Source organism: Burkholderia sp. BCC1972 (assembly GCF_905339605.1).
Lineage (GTDB): Bacteria > Pseudomonadota > Gammaproteobacteria > Burkholderiales > Burkholderiaceae > Burkholderia.
In genome coordinates, this window is record NZ_CAJPGH010000015.1 from 1 (window position 1) to 21,861 (window position 21,861).

A 21,861-nucleotide genomic window follows, 5' to 3' on the forward strand; every position below is an offset into this window, starting at 1 on the left:
TTGTATGTAACGGCCATTTAGTAATGTCCGGTTTGAGCCAGTTAGAAATGTCCGCTTTCGGGCCGCGTAAGCTGTCCGGCCGCCGGTTGTCCGGCGCCGGAGGCTGCGGTGGCTGGAACGAACGGATGCAAGCGTCAACGCATTCTCGACAGAATGAACCGGCGCAGAAGAACGAACGCCTAGAAATTACGCGCCACGCCGACCATGAACATGTCCTGGTCCTTGTCGTTGCGGGTTGCGACACGATTGAAGCGCAAGCTCGCCGCCCAATCGTTCGTGACCTGATAGGTCACTTGCGCGCTGAGCAACGCATTGAGTCGCGTCCTGCCCGAGGCATCGTCCCGATCCCGCGAGAGATACGGGCCGACACCTGCCGAAAGCGTCCATTTGCTCCTGATCGGCGCGACGTACCAGAATTGCGCGGCCACGCCTCGTCGGCCGGCAACGCCATTGTTGCCTTCGTAGATGAAGCTCGCCGAATAGGCCCACGCATTGCCGAGCGGCCGCTTGACTTCGACCATGTATCCCTTTTCGATCGGCACTTGAGGACGGTTCGTCTGCGACGTACCGGCCCAAACGCTGACCTGCGTCTTGCCGTCCGAAAACGCCGGGCCAGGATCGCCGCCGAAATCCGAGCCGATGCCGAAGAGCACCGCATCGGAATTGAAGCCGCCAATCATCTGGACGTGGTTGTACTGCACCTTGAGGAAGAAGCGCTTTGGAACGACGTAATACCGCACCGCTGCCGACGCGCGCACGCCCCAGCGCTTGTCATTGCGTGGCTGGTCGTCGACATGGGTCGTGTCCATGCTGAAATACGGGCCCGCCGAAAATTCGAGCGCCACACGACTGCCGACCGGCCAACGAAACGAACCCAGAGCGGCAAAACCGTCACGGTGGTGATTCAGCGGATGCCCCTCATTCATGTACGCGAGGTAGACCGACCAATAATCGTTCAAGACGTCACCGAAGCCGACTTCGTACGCACGCCAATGCATATCGCCACCCTCGGTCGCGCGTCCGTCGCCGTACACCGCATAGACGTTGAGCGTTCTCTCCGATGGTTTGAGCCCGCTCGATGAACTACTCGAAGGGGCATCCTCGGCGTACGCGTGTACCGGAACCGCCAGTATTGTCAGACCAGCGATCGAGCTTGCGAGGACGACGCGCGAACAGATGTAACGGCACTCTCCCATTTGGACACCCCCTCACCTTGTAACCGCGATTTCCTGGAAAGGTTGATAGCGATTATAGGCGGCGTCCGGTCAGGCGGCTGGCGTGCATCGCATGCACGACATCGTGCGGCCACATCGACGACGAAGCCATCGGCGATGCAACCGCACACCTCCTCGCCAGATGCGATTGCGCGGCATCAACGCGGTGGCCGACGCCAACGCTTGCGCGCCCTCTTTCATGGCCGCTTGTTACGCCCGCTTCGCGAAATCGCCGAAGAGCGACTTCAATGCACACCGACCACTGCGAACACGCTTTTACGGCAATTCCCCTGCCCTGACGGGGGTCACATTCGACATCAGGGCATAGGAGCGTGTCGGGTCGAGCGCGTTTCCATGGACGCAAGTTTGGATTTTTAATGAGTATATTATGATAAGAAAAGTTATCCGGATAGGCGCATGGGTTTATCCAACTACGCGTTTCGTGGCAGCCAAATCCGCGCGTCGAGTCGCCGGAAAATCGGTCTCTTCGCCGAGATCGCGCCACGCGTCAGCAGTCGTACGCACCGCAATGAGGCACTTGAGCGCGACGTCGATCGGCGACGCCGATTTTCCGACCAGCAAGGCGCAAGCGGCGGCGCTTCCGTTGCCACTGCGGCAACCAGCCTCCCCCGCATTTGTTCCCGCGACGCAAGACTGTTGCTCCACGGTGGGTGTTCGAAATCGCGACCGGCGCGCCTACAGTCTGCCCATCGGATTCATCGATCCGGTCGGCACTGAAGCCGAACACCATTCACCTGTCGAGGCACATCATGAGCACATCCAGAGTCATCATCGTCACCGGCGCATCGCAAGGCATCGGTGCGGAAACGGTCAACGCATTTCGCGCACGCGGCCATCGCGTCGTCGCGACGTCCCGCTCGATCGGCCCGTCGAACGATCCCGATCTCGTTACCGTCGCGGGCGACATCGGCGATCCGGCCGTCGCGCGCCGCGTGGTCGACGCAGCAATCGAACACTTCGGCCGCGTCGACACGCTCGTCAACAACGCGGGCGTGTTCATTGCGAAGCCATTCACGCAATACACCGCGGACGACTACGCGCAGATCACGAGCGTCAACCTGGACGGCTTCTTCCACGTCACGCAGCGTGCGATCGACGCGATGCAGAAACATGGCGGAGGCCACGTGGTGAGCATCACGACGAGCCTCGTCGATCACGCGAACAGCAACGTGCCGTCGGTGCTCGCGTCGCTGACGAAAGGAGGGCTGAATGCGGCGACGAAGTCGCTCGCGATCGAGTATGCGAAGGCCGGCATCCGCGTGAATGCGGTGTCGCCCGGCGTCATCAAGTCGCCGATGCATGCGCCGGACACGCATGCGACGCTCGCGTCGCTGCATCCGGTCGGCCGCATGGGCGAGATGAGCGACATCGTCGACGCGATCCTGTATCTGGATTCGGCGCCGTTCGTGACGGGCGAGATCCTGCACGTCGACGGCGGCCAGAGCGCGGGGCATTGAGCCTCGGCATCGGGATGACGCGCCGGCCGGCCTAGCGCCGTACGGTGGCGCGCTTGACGCGTGCGCGGCCCGCCTGTTTGGCGGGCGCACGCGCCAGTTGCTCGACGAGAAAATCGACGAACACGCGCACGCGCGACGACAGATAGCGCGCATGCGGATACAGCAGCATGAACGGCCGTGACCGGCCGCCAAGGCCGGGCAGCACTTCCACGAGCGTGCCGGCGCGCAGATCCTGTTCAACGATGAAGCGGTAGGTCTGGAACAGCCCCGCGCCGCTACGTGCGAGCGTCACGCCGGCCAGAACGTCGCCCGAGGTGCCGTAGCTGCCGGTCGTCGCAACGTCGAGTTCGTCCGACCCGTCGTCGAACAGCCAGGGAATCGGCCGCCCGCTGCTTGGCAGTTCGAACTGGATGCACTCGTGCGCATGCAGGTCGTCGATTGCGGTCGGCATGCCCGCGCGCTTCAGGTAGTCGGGGGTCGCGACGATCACGAGTTCGGCATCTTCCAGCTTGCGCGCGACCAGGTTCGAATCGGCCGGCGCGCGGCCGCGGATCGCGAGATCGAAGCCTTCCTCGGCGAAGTCGATGTTTCGGTTGCTCAGGTGGGTTTCGACGCGCACGTCCGGATACCGCTCGCGAAACGCGGGCAACAGCGGCAGCACGCGATAGTGCCCGTACGGTGTCGGCATGCTGATCCGCAGCACGCCGGCGGGCGTCGCCTGCTGGCCGGTCGCTTCGCGTTCCGCGTCCACGAGCTGCGACAGCGCATCGCGGCATTGCTCGAAATAGCGCCGGCCGGAATCGGTCAGGCGAATTTGCCGCGTCGTGCGCACGAACAGCCGCACGCCGAGACGCTCCTCGAGCCGCGCGACCGACCGGCTGACCGCGGCCGGCGTGACGCTCGCCGCGGTGGCCGCCAGCGTGAAGCTGCCGAGTTCGGCAGCAAGGCAGAACAGCTCGATGCTGCCCAGCAGCAGGTCGTCGAATTTACGTTGCATGGGGCGGTTCCTGCCGTCTTCCGCATGTGGTGCGCGATGGAGCAACGAGTGTGCATGAATATCGCGCGGGAAACCAGCCAGCGCCACGCGCGTGATTCGTTACATGGCGTCCCGAATCAATTGCGCGGCTGACATTTACCGGCTTCGGGCGCCTGACTACAGTGACTGACAGGCACTTCCGGCCACCCGAACCATTGATCTCCCAGGAGTACGACATGACCGTCGAACAGAAGCTGGCCGAACTCGGCCTCACGTTACCCGAACCGCCGACGCCGCTCGGCAGCTATACGGCCGTCAGCGAAGCCGGCAACCTGCTGTTCGTGTCGGGCCAATTGCCGCTCGTCGACGGCAAGGTCGCCTATACCGGCCGCGTCGGCGAGCAGTTGAGCGTCGACGAAGGCAAGCACGCTGCCCGGCTGGCGGCACTGAACGTGCTCGCGCAGATCCGCAAGCATCTGAGTGGGTTCGATCGGTTGCGCAAGATCGTGCGCGTCGAGGGGCACGTCAGTTCGGCCGACGGCTTTTTCGGGCAGCCGGCCGTGATCGACGGGGCATCCGACCTGTTCGCCGCCGTGCTCGGCAACAAGGCCGGACACGCGCGTTCCGCGTTTTCCCAGCGTCAGTTGCCGGCCGATGCGGCCGTGATCCTCGTCGTGATCGCCGAGATCGACGCAGCGTGACGGAGCGGCCGCCCTGCGGGGTGGCCATTTCACACTCTCGTGAGCGTTTGCGTGTGCCCTGCCCGAATGTCGGCCCAGTCGTCGATCTATTCGATATCGGGGCTTGATCATCCGAAAGCCTTGTCCAGAAAGGCGAGACACGTTCCAGATACATTGAAATACAAAATATCGCATGCGATTTAATCGAATGCGCTTGACGACGGGGCTCGACGCGACCAAACTGCGTCGCATGCGATCGAATCGCATCTGAAACAAACCAGACAACTGACGGAGCAAATGATGAGCAAGATCGAAAAAGTGCTGTACACGGGCAAGACGCATACGACTTCCGGCGGCCGCGACGGTGCGGCGCGCAGTTCCGACGGCCGCCTCGACATCCAGCTGTCGTCGCCGGGCAGTGCCGGCACCGGCACCAACCCGGAACAGCTGTTTGCAGCCGGCTGGTCGGCCTGTTTCATCGGCGCGATGCAGCTTGCGGCGCGTGCCGCGAAGGTGACGCTGCCGGCCGATCTCGCGGTCGACGCCGAAGTGGATCTCGGCACCGGCGGCAACGCGTACTTCCTGCAGGCCCGGCTGAACGTGAGCGTGCCGGGGCTCGACCGTGACGTCGCGCAGCAGATCGTCGACGCCGCGCACCAGACCTGCCCGTATTCGAAAGCGACGCGCGGCAACATCGACGTCGACATCCGTATCGCCTGAACGTTGTAGCGGGCGGCCGAAGGCCGCCCTGCCGAAGATCCGATTCCTTTCCTGTCGAGGTGAATGATGAAAACCCAATTGATCGCTGCCCTTCTCGTTGCTGTTTCGGCCACTGTTGCCGCACCGGCGTTCGCCAGCGAAACCACCGTGACGCGTGCACAAGTGCGTGCCGAGCTCGCTCAACTCCAACAGGCCGGCTATCCGTTGAATCGCGCCACCGACGCGACCTATCCGAACGATCTGCAGGCCGTGCTGACGCAGAACCACGCCGACGATGCCATTGCGGCCAACGTGCCGGCTTCGGGCTACGGTAGCAACGGCGCCGCCGCGACGCAGTCGGGCAGCCGGCCTGCGGTCAGTGTGGCCGTGCGGTCGGTGTACTTCGGTCATTGAGCGCCGCACCGGTACGTGAACCCAGATTCCTTTCCCGTTTCTACTTTGTCGAGGTGAATGATGAAAGCCCAATTGATCGCTGCCCTTCTCGTGGCTGTTTCCGCTTCCGCTGCCGCACCGGCGTTTGCCGACGAGGCCGTCGTATCCCGTGCGCAGGTGCGTGCCGAGCTCGTCCAGCTCGAACAGGCCGGCTATCGTCCGGGCCGTGCGAACGATCCGCACTACCCGGATGACTTGCAAGCCGCGTCGACACGCATTCACGCGAACGACGCCGTGGCGGCCGATTCGTCCACGTCGTCCGGCTACGGCGGCGACGCTGCCGCCACGACGCAGTCGGGCAGCCGGCCTGCGACGCGCATCGCCGAGCGCTCGATCTACTTCGGCCATTGAATGAATCCGCGAACGGCGCCGATGGCCGGCGTCCGGTGCGCATCCCCTGAATCCCCGTTTCCGTCTCGAGGTACATGATGAAGACCCGACTGATTGCCGCCCTCCTCGTCGCCGTGTCGGCCGCCGTTGCAGCACCGGCGTTCGCCAGCGAAACCACCGTCACGCGTGCGCAGGTGCGCGCGGAACTGGCCGCGCTGCAGCAGGCCGGCTACCTGCCGAACCGTCCCAACGATCCGAACTATCCGGCCAATATCCAGGCGGCGCTGAGCCGGATTCACGACAGCGGTGCCGTCGCGGCCGACGCGCAGGCAGCCGGTTACGGGAGCGATGCCGGCAGCGCGACGCAATCCGGCAGCCGCAACGAGGTTCGCACGGCCGAGCGCTCGATTTATTTCGGTCATTGAGCACGGCGCGACGAAAACAGTCGCCCATCCTGATCATATAAAGCGCATGCGATGTAATCGCATGCGCTTTTATCGTTGAGGTGACGGAATCTGGATCGACGGCACTACCTGTTCGACCGAACAGGTCTATGCTGTGCGGCACCCCACCATCAATCGAGGAGCACCCGATGCGGGATGCTACGACCGGAAACGCGACAGGCGATGCGCACGCGCTCGACCGGGTTGTCTGGAATGCACTCACGGGCAAGCAGCGCCGCTTCGCGCTCGGCAATGAGCACGTATGGCGATTTCCAGCGGCCGTCGCGCCGTTTGCCGCGATCGCCGACACGAGCGCGGCCTCGTTCGACGCGCTGCGCGAACTGGTTGCCGCGCACGGGCCAACGGCGCTTGTGACGCCCGACGAGATCGAACCGCCTGCGGAATTGCCGGTCATCCGGCGCGCGGCGCTGCTGCAAATGGTCTGGCAAGGAACACCCGATCCGGCGTATGAAACGGAGCATGTCACGCTCGGCGAAGCCGATGTGCCGGACATGCTCGCGCTGACCACCGCCGCGCAGCCGGGCCCGTTCGGCCCGCGCACGTTCGAGCTCGGCCGCTATATCGGCGTGCGCAGCGAGGGCCGGCTGGCCGCGATGGCCGGCGAGCGGATGCAACTCGACGGGTATACGGAGATCAGCGCCGTGTGCGTGGATGCCGCGTTTCGGCGGCAAGGCCTTGCGGCGCGCCTGATCCGGTCGTTGATTGCGTCGATCGGCGCGCGATCGGAAACGCCCTTCCTGCACGTCCTCACGACGAACCAGGTGGCGATCGAGCGCTACGTCGCGCTCGGTTTCGTCGTGCGTCGCGAGATGCGCCTGCTGGTGCTGGGCGACGCGCACGCATGACGACGCGGCCGACGCGAGGCACGCGCCGGCCGCAGGTGGTTCATCGGCTTATGCTTCGGTCGAGCGGATCAGGTTGCCGCGCAGCGTGACGATCGCCTTCTGCATCTTCGCGAATTCGTCCGGCTTCAACCCGGTGGCTTCGACCAGATCCATGTCGAGGCCCTTCTCGCGCACGCGGCGGCCGCTTTTCGTCAGGCTGACGAGCACCTGGCGTTCGTCGGACGGATCGCGGTGCCGCTCCAGGTAGCCCATCGCCTCGAGCTTCTTCAGGATCGGCGTCAGCGTATTGGATTCGAGGAACAGCTTCTCGCCGAGCTGGCCGACGGTCTGGTTGTCCTGCTCCCACAGCGCGATGATCGTGATGTATTGCGTATACGTGAGGCCGAGCTCGTCGAGGATCGGCTTGTACGCCTTGCCGAACGCGAGGTTCGTCGAATAGATCGCAAAGCACAGGAACTCGGACAGCTTCGGCGCGGCGATCGATGGGGTTTCGGTCGGTTTCATGGGCTTCCTCCAGCGACGTGAACGGTCGCACACAAACACATTATATATCGCATGCGATCTTATCGGAAGCATGATAATCAGCCTCGATGAACCGGTGTGACGTCAGCCCTGCCCGCGGCGCTTGCCGGTCTGCCGGCGGCTGATCGACAGCAGCGAGCATTGCACCGGATGCGCGATTTCGGTCGCGAGCCCGCCTGCGGCAAACAGCAGGATCATCAGCCAGCGTTTCATGCGTCCTCCACGACCGACAGGCTCGCGCCGTCGGCGACCGTCGCGTCGAGCGCGTACGGATCGATGCCGTCGAGACAGCCGAGATTGACGCGCCAGCATGCCGGGTCCTTGCGCGTCTGATGGAACGGATAGACGCCGCACCGGCTGCAGAAATAGTGACGGGCCGTGCGTGTGTTGAAGCGGTAGCACGTCAGCGCGCCCTCGCCTTCGACGATGTTCAGGCTGGCGGCAGCGAACATCGGGCTCATCAGCGCGCCGCGGCGGCGGCACAGGCTGCAGTTGCAGCGGACGGCCGGCGTAATGGCCGTCCTGACTTCGAACTTGACGGCCCCGCAATGGCAGGATCCCTTGAACCACGTGGCAGACATGATGGACTCCGGAAGAGGTCATGCCTGCTTTATAGCGAACCCGCGCGCGGTGGTTGTATCGCGCTGTATCCGCGGTCCGGTCAGATACAGATCATTGCAAATCTCCGGCTCGCGCGATCAGTCCAGCGCGTGCTGCAGCCGCTCGATCGCCGCGCGCGTTTCGCGCTCGAGCGCGGCGAACAGTTCGGCGGCCGGCAGCGCGCGCGCCAGCGGCGCGGCCTGCCCGGCCCACTGCGCGCCGTAGCCGAATTCGCCCCGCGCTTTCGCGGCCGCGTGCAGCGCCTTGCCCGCGTCGTAGGCGATCGGGTACGCGGGCGTGGCCGGCGCGTGCGGGTCGTCGCCGAGCGCGGTCAGCCGGTTCGCGATGCCGCGCGCGATCCTGCCCGAGATCGCGGCTGTCAGCGTCGTGCGGCGCGCAGCGTCGCCGAGGATCGCGCGGCGATAGCCGTCGTCGATCGACGTTTCCGGGCACGCGACGAACGCGGTGCCGAGCTGCGCGGCCTGCGCGCCGAGCGCGAGCGCGGCGGCAATGCCTTCGCCGTCCATGATGCCGCCGGCGGCGATCACGGGCAGCGCGCATTCGCGCGCGATCAGGCGCGTCAGCGCGAACGTGCCGAGGCGATCGTCGTGCGCGGTCGAATCGAACACGCCGCGATGCCCGCCGGCTTCGATGCCCTGCGCGACGATCGCGTCGATGCCCGCGGCGGCGATCTGCCGTGCCTCGTCGAGATTCGTCGCGGAGGCGAACAGCGTGATGCCCGCGTGCTTCAGCGCGGCGATCACGTCCGCGGACGGCAGCCCGAAATGGAAGCTGACGACGGCCGGTTTTTCTTCGACGAGCATCGCCTGCATGGCGGCGTCCGCGATGAAGCTCGTGTAGATCTCCGCCAGCGACGCGGGCGGCGTCGCGCCGTATTCGCGGAACACTGGCGCAAGCCAGTCGAGCCACGCGCGTTCGACCGCTGCATCGGCGCGAGCCGGGCTGTGGCAGAACACGTTGATGTTGAACGGCCGGCCGGTGAGCGCGCGCGTGTCGCGGATCATCTTGCGCGCGCCGTCGGCGTTGGTCGCGCCGACGCCGAGCGAGCCGAGCCCGCCCGCGTTCGATACGGCGGCGGCCAGCGCCGGCGTGCTGACGCCGGCCATCGGCGCCTGGACGATCGGTGCGCGGATGCCGAGCGTGCGCAACAGCGTCCGGTTGTGGGTCGGTTGATTCATGTCGCTTGCCTCCTGCGATATCCGTGATCGAAACGCTTCGGCTGCATGCAGGCCGAAGCGCGTGAGTCGGGTTCGGATCGACGCGCGTAGGTCGGACTTCGCGCGCAGCCGGTCGCGAGAAAACGATGGGCGGCCATGCGGTGCCGCTGGCTTCCGGATGCGGCGCGAGCCGCTGCGCCCATCCTACGCCAGGCGTCGATCCGCGGGCCAGCCGCTAGCGGCCGCGTGCCGAATGTGCGAGCCCGGCGCAAGCGGCCAGCAGCGCGCCCGTCACGAAGAACACCGAATGCAGGCCGAACGCGACGCCGATCTGCCCGCCGATCACGGGGCCGATCACCTGCCCGCTGAACTGCGCGGACTGCAGGTAGCCGAGCATCTGTCCCGTCGCACGCTCGTCGACGGACTGCCGCACGAGCTTGCCGATCGACGGCAGCAGCCCCGCGAGCGTCATGCCCATCAGCCCGCGCAGTGCGGCAAGCTGCCACCAGTGGGTGACGAACGCCTGCGGCACCATCGCGAGCGCGGTCAGCAGCAGGCAGCCGACGATCACGTTCCAGCTGCCGATCCGGTCGGCCAGCGCGCCGAGCCGCGCGGCCGTCAGCATGCTGCCGAGTGCCGAACACGCCATCACGACACCGGCGACACGTGCGACGTGGTCGCCGCTTACGCCGAGGCCGCCGATATAGACCGTGATGATCGGCTCGATCGACATGTTCGCGAGCAGCACCATCGTCGCGGTCACCAGCAACGCGGCGACTACCGCGCGATTCGTGCGGTGCGCGGAGCCTGCGGCCGCGCCGGCGATGCGCGTTTTCGCGTCGGTGCCCGCGTGGAAGTCTTCCTTCACGACGAAGATCGTTAGCAACGCGGCGACGGCGATCATCGCGCCTCCGGCGAAGAACGTACCGCGAATGCCGACCCAGCCCGGCAGCAATCCGCCGACGAGCGGCCCGACCAGGTTGCCCGCGAGCGCGCCGGTCGAGAGGATGCCGAGCGCCCAGCCCGCGCGCTCGCGCGGCGCCTGCGTGCCGACCATCACGGTCGACGCCGACGCATAGCCGCCGACGAGCCCCGCGATCAGCCGCAGCGCGACCAGTTCGACCACGTTGTGCGCGACGCCGATCAGCGACATCACGATCGCCATCCCGATCGCCGCGCGCACGAGCATCGGCTTGCGGCCGAAGCGGTCCGCGAGGCGGCCCCACAGCGGCGCCGTGACGGCCGTGCCGAGAAACGTCGCACCGAATGCGATGCCCGACCACTGGATCACGGCCGACTGCGAGTCGACGCCGAGCTGCCGCACGTACAGCGGCAGGAACGGCAGCAGCATGCTCAGGCTGACGAGCGTCGTGAACGACCCGAAGACGCACACGGCGAGATTGCGCCGCCAGTAGTGCGCGTTGCGTTCGGCATAGCTCGCGGCGGGTCGATCGGCGGGCGTGGCGGCTGGCGCGTGGACGGTCGTGCTCATCGCGCGCTCCTCGCGGGAATCGGGCGCACCGTGCCGGACCAAGCATTGACTGCACGCGCGTGCAGTTGATCCAGAAGTGCTTGATGCATGTCGACCTCCATTCGCTGGACGGACGCCCTGCGTGTCCGTCGGTTGAAGAAAGTCTAGATTGAGTCGAATATCGGGAGAATCTCCGTCCTGCGAAAGTCATTCTTCCGCATGCCGGTTCAATTGTCGTCGGTGATGGCCGCCAGCCGCGCGAAATGCTCGCGCAGGCGCGGCGCGGCAAAATCGACGAACGCGCGTACCTTCGGCACCGCCAGCCGCCCGTGAGGCGTGACGAGATGGATCGGCAGCGGCGCATGTTCGCTGTCGCGCAGCACGATCCGCAGCGCGCCGTCGCGGACCTGTTCGGCGACGTGATAGGAAAAGAGTCGCGTGACGCCGTGACCGGCGACGGCCGACGCGACCGCGCCGCGGATCGTGTTGATGATGAAGCGCGGGGCGAACTGGACGACCTGCGGCACTGCCGACGGCCCCGACGGCGGGAAACTCCACGAGTCGAGTCCGAAGTGCGTCATCGAGATGATCCGGTGCTGCGCGAGATCGGCCGGTGCGTCGATCGCCGGATGCGCCGCCAGGTAGTCGGGCGACGCAACGACGACTCGCCGCACGGAGCCGACCGGAATCGCGACGAGCGTGGAATCGGACAGGTGCGCGATGCGCAGCGCGACGTCCATCCCTTCGTCGATCAGGCTGACGGGACGGTCGAGCAGTTGCAGGCGGATCGACACGGCCGGATGGCGTTCGATGAATGCGTCGAGCAGCGCGCGCAGCACGTCTTCACCTGCGGCGACGGGCGCGGTGACCGTCAGCATGCCGCGCGGCGCCGAGCGTTCGTCGGCGACCAGCATGTCGGCTTCTTCCAGGTCGGACAGGATGCGGCGGCACGCGGCCGCGTAGCGTTCGCCGGCCTCGCTGAGCCGAATCGTCCGCGTGGTGCGGTACAGCAGCGCGGTGCCCGTGTGTTCCTCGAGGAACGCGATCGCGCGGCTGACTGCCGCCGGCGACCGGCCGAGCCGTCGCCCCGCGCCCGCGAGGCTGCCCTCGTCCAGCGTGGCGACGAACACCTTCATCGCATCGATTCGATCCATGGTCTGTGTGGTGCGCGGGCGGTCGTCTCGTGGGTGGCGGGCTAGCGAGCGTGCAGTCTACCGCACGTGGGCCAGCCGCCTTGCGGGGGATGCCGCGCGCGTGGATTTGGCCCTACAATGCGCAGACGAGAAACCGCACGAACGGCCGTCAGGGTGCCGCGTTCATTGAACGCGGGGTCCGACATTCAAGCGGTTCCGCTGAATAACCAACAACATAAGCACAGCACACATGAAAAGAAGAACATTTCTCGCGCTGCCCGCCGTGGCGGCGTCCGGCATGCTCGCCGGCTGCTCCGACGTCAAGATCGGGCCGATCACCGATCGCATGATGAAGGATCCGGAATACCGGGAAACGCTGTCGGCGTTCCTGATCAGCCCCGACGGGAAGAAACTCGTCGTGATCGGCAAGCAGTACCACTACATCTTCGATGTGCCGCCTGCCCTCGCCGTCAACCTCACGGCGCCCTATCGCCCCAGGCTTCATACCGATTTCGACGATTTCGAGACGCACGGCGACAAGATCTCCGGGCGTTACATCCTGGAGCTTTCGAGCGAGGATGCCCCGCCCGGCTCCGAACTGCGTGCGCGCGCGGTCGCCGACGGTTTCAAGGACGAGCGCTACCGGCTGACCGAGCGCGGCACGATCAGCGGCACGCGTTACCAGCCGAACGACGTCACGCCGTCGTCGATTCCGCAGGCGTTCAATCATCCTTACAACGTCGAGGTCATCGAGCGGCCGTCGCTGCTCGGCCGGGGCGCGAAGCTCGCGCTGTCGCCGCTCACGATAGCGGCCGACGGCGCAGTGGGCCTGCTTGGCGTGGCGCTGCTCCCGATCGCGCTCACGGCATTCATCATCGTCGCGCATTGAAGCTGGAATCCACGATGAAATCCCCTGCCGGGAACCTGTTCCGGATCGGCTGCGCGGCCGTGTGCCTGGCATGATGCGCATGCCGGTACGCCGCCGGTGACAACCGGCTTACCGGCACGTGCGACGACATTGCCGCATCAGACCTCGTACCGCACCGCATGTGCCTCGGTGGGCAGCGGCAGATCCCAGCGCAACAGCATCGCCTCGAGCGCGCGGTTCGTCAGCGATGTGTCGCGCCGTGCGTTGCGGCGCAGCAACTCCGCGCGCGGCTGTTCGAGATAGACGAGCGTCACGTCGGCGCCGTACGCATACAGCAGGTCGAGCGTCTTCTTGCGCATCAGCGGCGACAGGTTCGTCGCGTTCCACACGAACGGGCGCCGCTCGCGCAATAGCGCCTTCGCGGCGTCGACCGCATGGTGCGCCACCGCGCCCTCGTTCTGGCCGTGACGCAGCCCCAACGCATCGCGCGCATCGTCGAACGACACGACCGGCAGATCCGGATGATGCCGCGCGACCCACGTGTTCTTGCCCGATGCCGGCAGCCCCGACATCACGACGACCTGCGAGCCCGGCGTGCGGAACAGCGGATAGTCTGGGTGCACGTCCGCGCCGCGGAAATAGCTGAGCGCCGTGTGCGCGTCAGCGAATGCGCGCGGCTGGCCGTAGCAGCCCTCTTCCCGCGCGAGTTCGCGCAGCAGCTCGATGTTGTCGAGCACGCGCTGCGTATCGTTGCAGATGCGCCCGCGGATATCGGCTTCGGCGAGCAGGCACAGCAGCGGAATGCTGACCTGCCACGACAGCTCGCGCGCGATGAACTCGGGCGTGCCGTGGCGCGCCCCGCTCATCGCGAAGAACGGCACCTGGTGCACGGCGATCATCCGGCAGACCGCCTCGCGCGCCGCGAACGGCATCCCGGCATCCCACAGTGCGATGCGCGCATCGATCGCGCCCTTGCGCGAGTGGCCGGGATGGCCGATCGCGCCGGTGACGGGATCGACGACGGTGGTGCTCGATTTGGCGATATCGTGCAGCAGCGCGGCCAGGAACACGATTTCCTGGTCGGCGCGCGAAGCAGCCTGATAACCGGGCAGCGCCAGCAGCGCATCGATCACCATCATCGTATGCGTCCACACGTCGCCTTCGCCGTGATGGGCGGGCTCTTGCGGTGTCGTCTTCGCCTGTTCGAGCGCGGGAAACGCCGCGAGGCACGCGTGATAGTCCGGCTGCCGGCCGGGCGCAGGCACGAGTGCCTGTAACTGTTCGTACTTCATGATCAATACTCCTTCCGAAACGGCGATCGGCTGTTCCGTGTTCATTTTTTCGGATGCGCGGCCGTGACCGATTGCCATGTCACGGTCGGGTGCGGCGCATACAGGTCGACGTCGGGTGCGAGCAGGTTCGGGATGAACGGCTGCTCCGAGTGATGGCGTGCCGAATCGAGAATCGCCTGCACGAAGTCGTGGCGCACCCACTTCAGGCGCCCGGTCGTCGTGTCGTCCGTCTCGACCTTCACGTAGAGCCCTTCGGAGCGCTCCGACTTGTCGCATTGCTGCCATGCCCGTGCGAGGTCGAGCCCCTGCCGCCGCACGGTGTCCTCGAACGCGCGGCGCCAGTCCGGCGTCTTCGCGAGCGACGGGCCGAGCAGCGCCTTGAGGTCGGCCAGCCGCGCCGGCGCGACGCCTTCGTACAAGACGGGCACCGACAGCACGGGCCCGTCGGCGAGCAGCGCGCGACGCGCGGGCGTCGACAGGAAGCGGCCCGTCGTGCGGTCGAACACGTCGAACTCGAAGAAGTGGTGCGGCAGCGCGTCGTAGAACACCGCGTGCTTCTTGCTCATCGTCTCGCCGTACATCACGTAGCGATCGCCGAGGCGGTCGAGCAGCCAGCCGGCATGGGCCGCGGCCCAGGTCTTCACGAAACCGAACTGCCGCTCGCGGCCGCCGCCGGCCAGATAGTGGCCGCGCGACTGCAGCAGCAGTTCGCCGGCGGGGCTGAAGCTGATGCCGGTGTTCGCGCCGTCGAGCTTTTCCTCGACGACGATGTGCGCGCCGGCGAGCGTGCGATACGGAATGTGGTCGTGACCTTCGTCTCCGTCCTGCAGGCGCGAGCCTTCAAGATGCGGCGTGCGCGGGTAGCGGGCGAGGTCGAGCGATTGCGCGTAGGCGCGAAAATCCAGCGTCATGGTCTTTCTCCGGAAACAGGGAAAAAGCCGACGACGTGAACGAACGGATGGGAGTGCGTTGCGGTGTCAGTGCGGGTCCGGGCGCGGCCCTGCGATCATCGTTCCGGCGCTGCGACGCAGACGGAAATAGGCAGGACGACACGCGGCCGGGACGGCAGTCGTCGGCGTATCAGGCGAAGGGACGAATGTTTGCGGGCACTTGGATCACCGGTTCGATGAGGGTTCAGGGATGAAGCAGGCGGATGCTACGAAACGGCTTTTGTGCTGTCAAGCGCCGTCATGTGTGTCGGTCGTGGTCGTCCGCATGCGCCGTATGCCTGCTCGGGCGCGCCGCGCACGCCATCGCCGCGCAAATGATCCGGAATCCTATATGTATGTTTTTCGCCACATCGAATCGAAATTCCATCGGCAAGGCCGGATCACTCGCTTGCTGCGTCCGTTGCGTACATGCTAGAGTCGCCGCCATTCCGATCAACCCCTCACTCGCAAGGAGAAGAACATCATGACGTCACGCCAGCGCTCCTCCCGTCGCGGGTCGTAGTCCGGGTTTTTCGCGTCCGTCCGTTTCATCGTTCACGCAACGCAGCACGACGCATCGTCGTCATGGCGATGAGCCGGGTCGCCCCGATCCGGTCGTGCCGCCTCCCTCCCGACTTCCGATGTCGGGCCGCGCATGCGTGCGCTGCCCGCGCCATGGCCCGCCGTTCTTCCTTTTCATCGAACGGAAACCTCCATGGGCAATTCCATGCAATACCTGGGCGAACGCATCACGCTGTGCGCCAGCCCGACCACCTGGATCGAAGGTGAGGCCATCCGGCAGCTCGAACTGGCTGCCACCCTCCCCGGCATGCGGCGCGTCGCCGGCATGCCCGATCTTCACCCCGGACGCGGCTACCCGGTCGGCGCGGCGTTCTTTTCGGCGGGCCGGCTGTATCCGGCGCTGATCGGCGGCGACATCGGCTGCGGGATGGCGCTGTGGCAAACCGCGCTCGATGCGCGGCGCGCCAGCGCGTCGAAGCTCGCGAGCCGGCTCGGCTCGATCGACGCCACGCCCGATGCAAGCTGGCAGCCGCTGATCGCGGCCGCCGGATTCGCCGGTCACGCGTTCGCCGCGTCGCTCGGCACGATCGGCAGCGGCAATCACTTTGCGGAGGCGCAGCGGATCGAGACGGTGTACGACGCCGACGCGGTCGCGGCGCTCGGTCTCGATCGAGAGCGCCTGCTGCTGCTCGTGCACAGCGGGTCGCGCGGCTTCGGCCAGTCGATTCTCGAGCAGCACATGCGCGAGCACGGCTACAACGGCCTCGACGAGCCGGATGCCGCATGCGCGGCGTACCTTGCATGGCACGACGCGGCGTTGCGTTATGCGATCGCGAATCGCGACCTGATCGCGCGGCGCATGCTGGCGCGCTGGCGCAGCGACGGCCGGTGCGTGCTCGACGTGAACCACAACCTGGTGAGCCGCACGAACATCGACGGCGAGCCGGGCTGGCTGCATCGCAAAGGCGCGACGCCGGCCGACGCGGGGCCCGTCGTCATTCCGGGCTCGCGCGGCGACTACAGCTACCTCGTCGCGCCGGTGCGGCCCGACGATGCGGCGAGCCTCGCATCACTCGCGCACGGCGCGGGCCGCAAATGGGCGCGCGGCGATTGCAAGGGCCGCCTCGAGCGGCGCTTCACGCCGTCGCAGCTCACGCGCACGCCGCTCGGCAGCCACGTCGTCTGTGAAGACCGCGAACTGCTGTACGAGGAAGCGCCGCAGGCGTACAAGCCGATCGACAGCGTGGTCGACGCGCTCGAGGCGGCCGGCCTGCTGCGCAGGCTGGCACGGCTCGCGCCGGTGCTGACCTACAAGACGTCCGGGGAGGGCTGCCGATGCTGATGCAGATTTCCTCGGCGCACGGTCCGCTCGAATGCCAGCTCGCCGCGGCGCACGCATTGCGGCGCCTGCAGGCGGAAGCCGATGCGCGGCACGTCGTCGTGACGGTCCTCGATGCGCAGCCGGGCGAACGGCCCGGCACGCTGCGTTCGGTGCTGCTCGATCTCGACGGCGATGCGGCCCCGACACTTGCCGACCGGTGGACGGGCACACTGCAGTGGATTTGCACGAGCCCGTACCGGTTGCGCCATCCGCGCAAGAACTGGTTCATCGGCGTCACGCGCTGTGCGGAGGCGCAGCCGCTGCCGGACGGCGACGTGCGGTTCGAAGCGATGCGCGCACGCGGGCCGGGCGGCCAGCACGTGAACAAGACGAGCTCGGCCATCCGCGCGACGCATGTCGCGACCGGCCTGTCGGTGCGCGTGGAAAGCGAGCGCAGCCAGCATGCGAACAAGCGTCTGGCGCTGCAGTTGCTGCAGGTGCGATTGCAGCAGGAAGCCGATCGTCACGCGTCCGATGCGCGCCGTCAGCGGCGGATGCAACACTTTGCGCTGGCGCGCGGGAACCCTGTGCGCGTGTTTCACGGGCCGGCGTTCATGCCGGCCGATCGAGCATGACCGCGTGGGCTGTCGGCGGCGGTCAGGCCGGCGGCCAAGCCACGGGCGTCATGGTTTTCCCGACCCCGTCGGGTTGCACGGGTGGCGCACCGCTTCCGGTACGCCGCCCGTGTGCCGCGCAGGCTGCATCGGCCTGCCGCGTGAATCCGGACAGCCGCGGCATGTCGTGTCGCGCCACGCGCAAAAGCGCAACGGCCCCGCTCGATTGCTCGAAGCGGGGCCGACTGAATTCGGTGGCTGCTTACGCCAGCGACTCGGCACGTAACGGGTTCGTGCATCCGCCCTATCTTGCGGCCGGTTTCTGAACGTCCCAAGAACGCGACTTCAAGGCATTCAGATCACCGAAGACATCGAACAAGTCCGAAAAACCGTTCAGTAAGCGGACATCTCGACGCAAGGATCGACCTTGGACGGCGAGCAGATCACCGAGTACTTGGCGCTCTCGCGCATCAGCGCTTCGCCTTCGTGCAGCGCGATCTTGATCTCGGGGTGACGCTCGTACGCGAGGAATGCCGAGCACATCACGGCGGACATCACGACGAGGGAAAACACAAATTTTTCAAGGGTTTGGAAACGTTCAGGCATGGTTCGACCTTTCTCTTAGGCCGTGATTATATCTCGAAATAAGGGTTTTCCCTATAAGTCGGCCTGCATACCGAGGATGCATTCAAGCGAGATCGGGCCAGGTGATCGTGCCCTTTTCAGGCAAAGGAGCGGGAAGGCGCGGCCTGCCGGAACGAGGCCGCCCACCAGGAGAAGGAAAAGAAGGCTGGCCGCCGGCGCGTCACTGCGGCGCCGACGCGCCGCTCGCCGCATTGCCCGGCCACGCCTTGCCGATATGGTCGATCAGCGATTTCGCGGTGCCCGTCACGAGCGCCGCATCGACGCCCGACGTCTGCCACGAGCCGTCGGCGGCCTTCACGAAGGTCAGGTTCGCGCGCGACGGCGAGTAATCGGCGTTGCGCCACGTGACGATGACGTCGCACGAGTACGTGCGATCGCCGAGCTTCTTGCAGTCGCCGTCGGGCTTGGCCGACACGACATCGGCCGACACGGGCAGCGGCTGGCCGAACAGCGCGTTCAGGCCGCCGTGGTTTTCCGCTTCGAGCGCGCGGCGCACGGCGGCGTCGACGTCGCTCGATCCGGGACCGTCGTGGAGCAGGTTGCAGGCGGCCAGCAGCGTCGAGGCGCCGGCGAGTGTCAGCAGCGTTTGAAACTTCATGGATATCCGTCGATCGGGTGAACGCGCGTAGTCTGCAACGTCCGCGTGCCGGGCGCGGTATCCATTTGTAACCAATTGCACGGACGTCCGGCGCGGCCACGTGACGCGCTGGCCTACTGCCGCTCCTGCTTCACGCGGCTGACCAGTTGCGTCGGGCTCACGAACTGCAGCGCGATCACGACCCAGACGAGCGTGATGGCCATGTAGATCATCGCCATTGCGTCGATCGACTGCGGCGCGCGCACGCCGGTCGAGAACACCGCGTAATACAGCGCGACGACGAGCGTCTGCGTGCTCGGTCCCGCGGTGAAGAACGTCAGCTCGAACATTCCGATCGTGCGCACCAGCACGAGCAGCCCGGCCGCAAGCATGCCGGGCACCAGCAGCGGCAGCAGCACGTAGCGGAAATAGCGCCACGTGTTCGCGCCGAAGATGCGCGCGGCGGATTCGAGGTTCGGGTCGATCTGCTCGATGAACGGCGTCATCACGAGGATCACGAACGGCAGCGCCGGCACGAGGTTCGCGAGGATCACGCCCGGCAGCGTGCCCGCGAGCCCGATCTTGTACATCACGGTCGCCATCGGGATCCCGTACGTGACGGGCGGCACCATCAGCGGCAGCAGGAACACCAGCAGCGCGAAGCGCTTGCCGCGAAACTGCACGCGCGCGAGCGCATAGGCGGCCGGCACGCCGAGCGCGATCGACAGCAGCACGACCGCACCGACGACTTCGACGGTCACCCACAGCACGCTCGCGAGCTGGAAGTCCTCCCACGCCTTCGCGTACCAGCGCAGCGTGAAGCCCTGCGGCAGCGGCGTGCCGAACCAGCGCGTCGCGACCGAGTTCACCGCGACGGTCGCGATCAGCAGCATCACGTTCAGCAGGAAGAACGCCATCAGCCCCCAGACGAGCGCCTTCCAGGCACGGCCGGCGAGATTGCTTTTCATCCGGTGCGGTTTCCTTGCATCGACAGGCCGTACGTCAGGCGCGTCGTGTTTCGGCGGCCAGGTGCGCGCGGCATGATTGTCGGTCGCCATCAGCCCTTGCCTCCCGTGACCGCGCCCGTATAGAAGAAGCGGCGTGCGCCGAGCATCGACGCGACCACCAGCAGCTGGACGAAGCCCATCACGATCGCGATCGCCGATGCGAGCGCGTAGTCGTAGCTCTCGAACGCGGCTTCGGCCGCGGCGATCGAGATCACGCGCGTCGGGCCGGCCGGCGCGCCGAGCAGCACGGCCGACGGGAACACCGAGAACGCCTGCACGAACGACAGGCACGCGGCCATCGTGAGCCCCGGCACGAGCAGCGGCAGGTAGATCTGCCGGAACTGCTGCCACGGGTTCGCGCCGAGCGTCGCGGCCGCGCGTGCGAGCGTCGGGTCGATGCCGCTGATGTACGACAGCATCAGCAGGAACGCGAACGGAAAGCCCGACACGATCAGCGACAGCAGCACGCCCCAGTAGTTGTGCGTGAGGCGCACTTCGTCGGTGTACAGGTGCAGCCCCTGCAGTGCCTGCGGAAACCAGCCGTTCGGCCCGAAATACGTGAGCATCCCGTCGGCGACGAGCACCGTGCCGAGCGTGACGGGAATCACGAGCAGCGTCGTGACGAACTTCTGGTACGGCGAGTTGCGGCGCAGCGCGAACGCGACGGGTATCGCGATGCCGACGTTGAGCAGCGTCGCCGGTACCGCGAGCTTCAGCGTGACGAGCACGGTCGGCCACATCGCGGTATCGGTGAAGAACTGCACGTAGTTCGCGAGCGCGCCGCCGCCGTTCATCGGCTGGAACGACAGCACGAGGCCGTACGCGAACGGGTAGATGAACAGTGCGGCGATGAACGCGAGCGCGGGCGTGACGAGCCAGGCCTTCGCGTCGCGCGGCGCGCCGGACGCGAGCGTGCTCATGCGGGCTCCGCTGCGTAGACGAGCGTGCGCGAAGGCGCGACGCGCAGCCGCAACCGCTCGCCTTCCGCGAATTCGCCGGCGACGCGCGCCCAGATCGCGCCGAACGGCGTGACGGCACGGATCAGCGAGTCGCGGCCGCCGTATTCGACCGTTTCGACGGTCGCGTCGAATGCGTTGTCGCCGCCCTCGTCCGCGCGCTCGATGTCGTCGGGGCGCAGCGCGACCACGACGTCCTTCGCGTCGAAGCCGGCCATCGGCACGCCCGTGAGCCGTACGCCGCCCGCCGCGACCCGAACGTCATCGCCGGCCATCCCCTCGAGCGTGAACGGCAGCACGTTGCGGTAGCCCATGAAGCGTGCGACGTGCAGGTTGTGCGGGCGCGTGTAGACGTCCTTCGGCGACGCGACCTGCTGCACGACGCCCTCCTTCATCACGACGATGCGGTCGGCCATCGACAGCGCCTCGTCCTGGTCGTGCGTCACGTAGATCGTCGCGCGTTCGAGCTGCGTGTGGATGCGGCGAATCTCGGCGCGCATCTCGATGCGCAGCTTCGTGTCGAGGTTCGACAGCGGCTCGTCCATCAGCACGAGCGGCGGCTCGATCACGATCGCGCGCGCAATCGCGACGCGCTGCTGCTGCCCGCCCGACAGTTGCCCCGGCAGCTTGCCCTCGTGGCCGACGAGCTGCACGAGATCGAGCGCCTGCTGCGCGCGCCGCCGCGTTTCCTGCTTCGGCACGCCGCGCATCTTGAGGCCGAAGCCGACGTTGTCGAGCACCGACATGTGCGGAAACAGCGCGTAGTTCTGGAACACCATCCCGAAGCCGCGGCGCTCGGGCGGCAGCACGTCGATGCGCGTGTCGTCGAGCCAGATGCCGCCGCTCGTCAGCGGCTGCAGCCCCGCGATGCAGTTCAGCGCGGTGGATTTGCCGCAGCCCGACGGGCCGAGCAGCGCGATGAATTCGCCGCGCCGGATCTCGAGGTCGAGCCCGTTCAGCGCGGCAACCTGCGCGCCTTCCGCATTGGTGAAACTGCGGCACACGCCGTCGAGCCGCAACCGTTCGAAACTGTGCTTCATTGCGCGAACTCCATCGACGCGGGCGCCGCGGCGCCCGCCGGTTCAGG

The 21,861-nt window shown here is 66.6% G+C and carries 25 protein-coding genes; 10 read left to right on the forward strand and 15 right to left on the reverse strand.

Annotated features, from left to right (window positions below):
- Nucleotides 1–179: 179 nt before the first annotated feature.
- Nucleotides 180–1,196, reverse strand: coding sequence for a hypothetical protein (locus tag U5798_RS21145; RefSeq protein WP_322083083.1), 1,017 nt, complete (start codon nt 1,194–1,196; stop codon nt 180–182).
- A 788-nt stretch (nt 1,197–1,984) separates the two neighbouring features.
- Between U5798_RS21145 and U5798_RS21155 the strand changes: the two genes are divergently transcribed.
- On the forward strand, nt 1,985–2,692 hold the full coding sequence (locus U5798_RS21155) for an SDR family NAD(P)-dependent oxidoreductase (RefSeq protein ID WP_124451788.1): 708 nt from the start codon (nt 1,985–1,987) through the stop codon (nt 2,690–2,692).
- Between the two features lie 31 nt (nt 2,693–2,723).
- Here U5798_RS21155 and U5798_RS21160 read toward each other — a convergent pair whose 3' ends face one another.
- On the reverse strand, nt 2,724–3,689 hold the full coding sequence (locus tag U5798_RS21160) for a LysR family transcriptional regulator (RefSeq protein ID WP_322083084.1): 966 nt from the start codon (nt 3,687–3,689) through the stop codon (nt 2,724–2,726).
- 215 nt (nt 3,690–3,904) lie between these two features.
- Between U5798_RS21160 and U5798_RS21165 the strand changes: the two genes are divergently transcribed.
- The 6 genes from U5798_RS21165 to U5798_RS21190 all read left to right on the forward strand — a co-directional run bounded on the left by U5798_RS21165 (nt 3,905) and on the right by U5798_RS21190 (nt 7,139).
- The gene (locus U5798_RS21165) at nt 3,905–4,369 is read left to right on the forward strand and encodes a RidA family protein (RefSeq protein ID WP_322083085.1); all 465 of its coding nucleotides are present in this window, start codon (nt 3,905–3,907) and stop codon (nt 4,367–4,369) included.
- Between the two features lie 279 nt (nt 4,370–4,648).
- On the forward strand, nt 4,649–5,068 hold the full coding sequence (locus U5798_RS21170; RefSeq protein WP_322083086.1) for an organic hydroperoxide resistance protein: 420 nt from the start codon (nt 4,649–4,651) through the stop codon (nt 5,066–5,068).
- A 66-nt stretch (nt 5,069–5,134) separates the two neighbouring features.
- Nucleotides 5,135–5,461 (forward strand): DUF4148 domain-containing protein, encoded by a 327-nt coding sequence (locus U5798_RS21175; protein WP_322083186.1) that lies wholly within the window; start codon nt 5,135–5,137, stop codon nt 5,459–5,461.
- A 60-nt stretch (nt 5,462–5,521) separates the two neighbouring features.
- A complete protein-coding gene (locus U5798_RS21180; protein ID WP_322083087.1) occupies nt 5,522–5,851 on the forward strand; it encodes a DUF4148 domain-containing protein in 330 nt (109 codons plus the stop codon).
- A gap of 74 nt (nt 5,852–5,925) precedes the next feature.
- Nucleotides 5,926–6,255, forward strand: coding sequence for a DUF4148 domain-containing protein (locus U5798_RS21185; protein WP_322083088.1), 330 nt, complete (start codon nt 5,926–5,928; stop codon nt 6,253–6,255).
- A 167-nt stretch (nt 6,256–6,422) separates the two neighbouring features.
- Nucleotides 6,423–7,139, forward strand: a complete 717-nt coding sequence (locus tag U5798_RS21190) for a GNAT family N-acetyltransferase (protein WP_322083187.1) — start codon at nt 6,423–6,425, stop codon at nt 7,137–7,139.
- 48 nt (nt 7,140–7,187) lie between these two features.
- Here the strand turns inward: U5798_RS21190 and U5798_RS21195 are convergent, their stop codons facing one another.
- The 6 genes from U5798_RS21195 to U5798_RS21220 form a co-directional block, all read right to left on the reverse strand.
- Entirely contained in the window at nt 7,188–7,643 is a 456-nt protein-coding gene (locus U5798_RS21195; protein WP_124451777.1) for a MarR family winged helix-turn-helix transcriptional regulator, read from the reverse strand.
- A gap of 102 nt (nt 7,644–7,745) precedes the next feature.
- Nucleotides 7,746–7,874, reverse strand: coding sequence for a hypothetical protein (locus tag U5798_RS21200; protein ID WP_322083089.1), 129 nt, complete (start codon nt 7,872–7,874; stop codon nt 7,746–7,748).
- Complete coding sequence (locus tag U5798_RS21205) at nt 7,871–8,242, reverse strand: GFA family protein (protein WP_124451775.1); 372 nt, start codon at nt 8,240–8,242, stop codon at nt 7,871–7,873. The genes U5798_RS21200 and U5798_RS21205 overlap by 4 nt, the downstream gene beginning before the upstream one ends.
- Before the next feature lie 117 nt (nt 8,243–8,359).
- The gene (locus tag U5798_RS21210; protein ID WP_322083090.1) at nt 8,360–9,460 is read right to left on the reverse strand and encodes a nitronate monooxygenase; all 1,101 of its coding nucleotides are present in this window, start codon (nt 9,458–9,460) and stop codon (nt 8,360–8,362) included.
- 214 nt (nt 9,461–9,674) lie between these two features.
- Nucleotides 9,675–10,931, reverse strand: coding sequence for an MFS transporter (locus U5798_RS21215; protein WP_322083091.1), 1,257 nt, complete (start codon nt 10,929–10,931; stop codon nt 9,675–9,677).
- A 206-nt stretch (nt 10,932–11,137) separates the two neighbouring features.
- Complete coding sequence (locus U5798_RS21220; protein ID WP_124451769.1) at nt 11,138–12,064, reverse strand: LysR family transcriptional regulator; 927 nt, start codon at nt 12,062–12,064, stop codon at nt 11,138–11,140.
- Nucleotides 12,065–12,293: 229 nt separating this feature from the next.
- Here U5798_RS21220 and U5798_RS21225 point away from each other — a divergent pair, with 229 nt between their 5' ends.
- Nucleotides 12,294–12,932, forward strand: a complete 639-nt coding sequence (locus U5798_RS21225; RefSeq protein ID WP_322083092.1) for a 5-formyltetrahydrofolate cyclo-ligase — start codon at nt 12,294–12,296, stop codon at nt 12,930–12,932.
- 137 nt (nt 12,933–13,069) lie between these two features.
- On the opposite strand, the gene U5798_RS21230 is transcribed toward U5798_RS21225, so the two are convergent.
- Together U5798_RS21230 and U5798_RS21235 are read right to left on the reverse strand one after the other, a co-directional pair.
- Nucleotides 13,070–14,203 (reverse strand): AAA family ATPase, encoded by a 1,134-nt coding sequence (locus U5798_RS21230; protein ID WP_124451765.1) that lies wholly within the window; start codon nt 14,201–14,203, stop codon nt 13,070–13,072.
- 41 nt (nt 14,204–14,244) lie between these two features.
- Nucleotides 14,245–15,114: an RNA ligase family protein gene (locus U5798_RS21235; protein WP_322083093.1), complete on the reverse strand. Its 870-nt coding sequence runs from the start codon at nt 15,112–15,114 to the stop codon at nt 14,245–14,247.
- Nucleotides 15,115–15,847: 733 nt separating this feature from the next.
- On the opposite strand from U5798_RS21235, the gene U5798_RS21240 reads away from it, so the two are divergent.
- The gene (locus tag U5798_RS21240; protein ID WP_322083094.1) at nt 15,848–16,996 is read left to right on the forward strand and encodes an RNA ligase RtcB family protein; all 1,149 of its coding nucleotides are present in this window, start codon (nt 15,848–15,850) and stop codon (nt 16,994–16,996) included.
- On the forward strand, nt 16,996–17,610 hold the full coding sequence (prfH, locus tag U5798_RS21245; protein WP_322083095.1) for a peptide chain release factor H: 615 nt from the start codon (nt 16,996–16,998) through the stop codon (nt 17,608–17,610). Before U5798_RS21240 ends, prfH begins: the two co-directional genes overlap by 1 nt.
- 372 nt (nt 17,611–17,982) lie before the next feature.
- Here prfH and U5798_RS21250 read toward each other — a convergent pair whose 3' ends face one another.
- From U5798_RS21250 to U5798_RS21270, 5 genes are all read right to left on the reverse strand, one after another.
- Nucleotides 17,983–18,195, reverse strand: coding sequence for a hypothetical protein (locus U5798_RS21250; RefSeq protein ID WP_047900698.1), 213 nt, complete (start codon nt 18,193–18,195; stop codon nt 17,983–17,985).
- Between the two features lie 199 nt (nt 18,196–18,394).
- Nucleotides 18,395–18,832, reverse strand: a complete 438-nt coding sequence (locus tag U5798_RS21255; protein WP_322083096.1) for a hypothetical protein — start codon at nt 18,830–18,832, stop codon at nt 18,395–18,397.
- 113 nt (nt 18,833–18,945) lie between these two features.
- Nucleotides 18,946–19,869: an ABC transporter permease gene (locus tag U5798_RS21260; protein ID WP_322083097.1), complete on the reverse strand. Its 924-nt coding sequence runs from the start codon at nt 19,867–19,869 to the stop codon at nt 18,946–18,948.
- Nucleotides 19,869–20,738, reverse strand: a complete 870-nt coding sequence (locus U5798_RS21265) for an ABC transporter permease (protein ID WP_124451755.1) — start codon at nt 20,736–20,738, stop codon at nt 19,869–19,871. The genes U5798_RS21260 and U5798_RS21265 overlap by 1 nt, the downstream gene beginning before the upstream one ends.
- Nucleotides 20,735–21,814 carry an ABC transporter ATP-binding protein gene (locus U5798_RS21270; protein ID WP_124451753.1) on the reverse strand — a complete coding sequence of 360 codons (1,080 nt, stop codon included), beginning with the start codon at nt 21,812–21,814 and terminating at the stop codon, nt 20,735–20,737. Before U5798_RS21270 ends, U5798_RS21265 begins: the two co-directional genes overlap by 4 nt.
- Nucleotides 21,815–21,861 lie beyond the last annotated feature (47 nt).

Bases quoted from the DNA above. Each gene is read 5' to 3' on its own strand.
- U5798_RS21190 (WP_322083187.1), top strand. From the start codon at position 6,423: ATGCGGGATGCTACGACCGGAAACGCGACAGGCGATGCGCACGCGCTC.
- U5798_RS21180 (WP_322083087.1), top strand. From the start codon at position 5,522: ATGAAAGCCCAATTGATCGCTGCCCTTCTCGTGGCTGTTTCCGCTTCC.
- U5798_RS21210 (WP_322083090.1), bottom strand. From the start codon at position 9,460: ATGAATCAACCGACCCACAACCGGACGCTGTTGCGCACGCTCGGCATC.
- U5798_RS21255 (WP_322083096.1), bottom strand. From the start codon at position 18,832: ATGAAGTTTCAAACGCTGCTGACACTCGCCGGCGCCTCGACGCTGCTG.
- U5798_RS21200 (WP_322083089.1), bottom strand. From the start codon at position 7,874: ATGAAACGCTGGCTGATGATCCTGCTGTTTGCCGCAGGCGGGCTCGCG.
- U5798_RS21145 (WP_322083083.1), bottom strand. From the start codon at position 1,196: ATGGGAGAGTGCCGTTACATCTGTTCGCGCGTCGTCCTCGCAAGCTCG.
- U5798_RS21225 (WP_322083092.1), top strand. From the start codon at position 12,294: ATGAAAAGAAGAACATTTCTCGCGCTGCCCGCCGTGGCGGCGTCCGGC.
- U5798_RS21205 (WP_124451775.1), bottom strand. From the start codon at position 8,242: ATGTCTGCCACGTGGTTCAAGGGATCCTGCCATTGCGGGGCCGTCAAG.
- U5798_RS21235 (WP_322083093.1), bottom strand. From the start codon at position 15,114: ATGACGCTGGATTTTCGCGCCTACGCGCAATCGCTCGACCTCGCCCGC.
- U5798_RS21215 (WP_322083091.1), bottom strand. From the start codon at position 10,931: ATGAGCACGACCGTCCACGCGCCAGCCGCCACGCCCGCCGATCGACCC.
- U5798_RS21195 (WP_124451777.1), bottom strand. From the start codon at position 7,643: ATGAAACCGACCGAAACCCCATCGATCGCCGCGCCGAAGCTGTCCGAG.
- U5798_RS21155 (WP_124451788.1), top strand. From the start codon at position 1,985: ATGAGCACATCCAGAGTCATCATCGTCACCGGCGCATCGCAAGGCATC.
- U5798_RS21170 (WP_322083086.1), top strand. From the start codon at position 4,649: ATGAGCAAGATCGAAAAAGTGCTGTACACGGGCAAGACGCATACGACT.
- U5798_RS21265 (WP_124451755.1), bottom strand. From the start codon at position 20,738: ATGAGCACGCTCGCGTCCGGCGCGCCGCGCGACGCGAAGGCCTGGCTC.
- U5798_RS21220 (WP_124451769.1), bottom strand. From the start codon at position 12,064: ATGGATCGAATCGATGCGATGAAGGTGTTCGTCGCCACGCTGGACGAG.
- U5798_RS21185 (WP_322083088.1), top strand. From the start codon at position 5,926: ATGATGAAGACCCGACTGATTGCCGCCCTCCTCGTCGCCGTGTCGGCC.
- U5798_RS21165 (WP_322083085.1), top strand. From the start codon at position 3,905: ATGACCGTCGAACAGAAGCTGGCCGAACTCGGCCTCACGTTACCCGAA.
- prfH (WP_322083095.1), top strand. From the start codon at position 16,996: ATGCAGATTTCCTCGGCGCACGGTCCGCTCGAATGCCAGCTCGCCGCG.
- U5798_RS21270 (WP_124451753.1), bottom strand. From the start codon at position 21,814: ATGAAGCACAGTTTCGAACGGTTGCGGCTCGACGGCGTGTGCCGCAGT.
- U5798_RS21160 (WP_322083084.1), bottom strand. From the start codon at position 3,689: ATGCAACGTAAATTCGACGACCTGCTGCTGGGCAGCATCGAGCTGTTC.
- U5798_RS21250 (WP_047900698.1), bottom strand. From the start codon at position 18,195: ATGCCTGAACGTTTCCAAACCCTTGAAAAATTTGTGTTTTCCCTCGTC.
- U5798_RS21240 (WP_322083094.1), top strand. From the start codon at position 15,848: ATGGGCAATTCCATGCAATACCTGGGCGAACGCATCACGCTGTGCGCC.
- U5798_RS21260 (WP_322083097.1), bottom strand. From the start codon at position 19,869: ATGGCGACCGACAATCATGCCGCGCGCACCTGGCCGCCGAAACACGAC.
- U5798_RS21175 (WP_322083186.1), top strand. From the start codon at position 5,135: ATGAAAACCCAATTGATCGCTGCCCTTCTCGTTGCTGTTTCGGCCACT.
- U5798_RS21230 (WP_124451765.1), bottom strand. From the start codon at position 14,203: ATGAAGTACGAACAGTTACAGGCACTCGTGCCTGCGCCCGGCCGGCAG.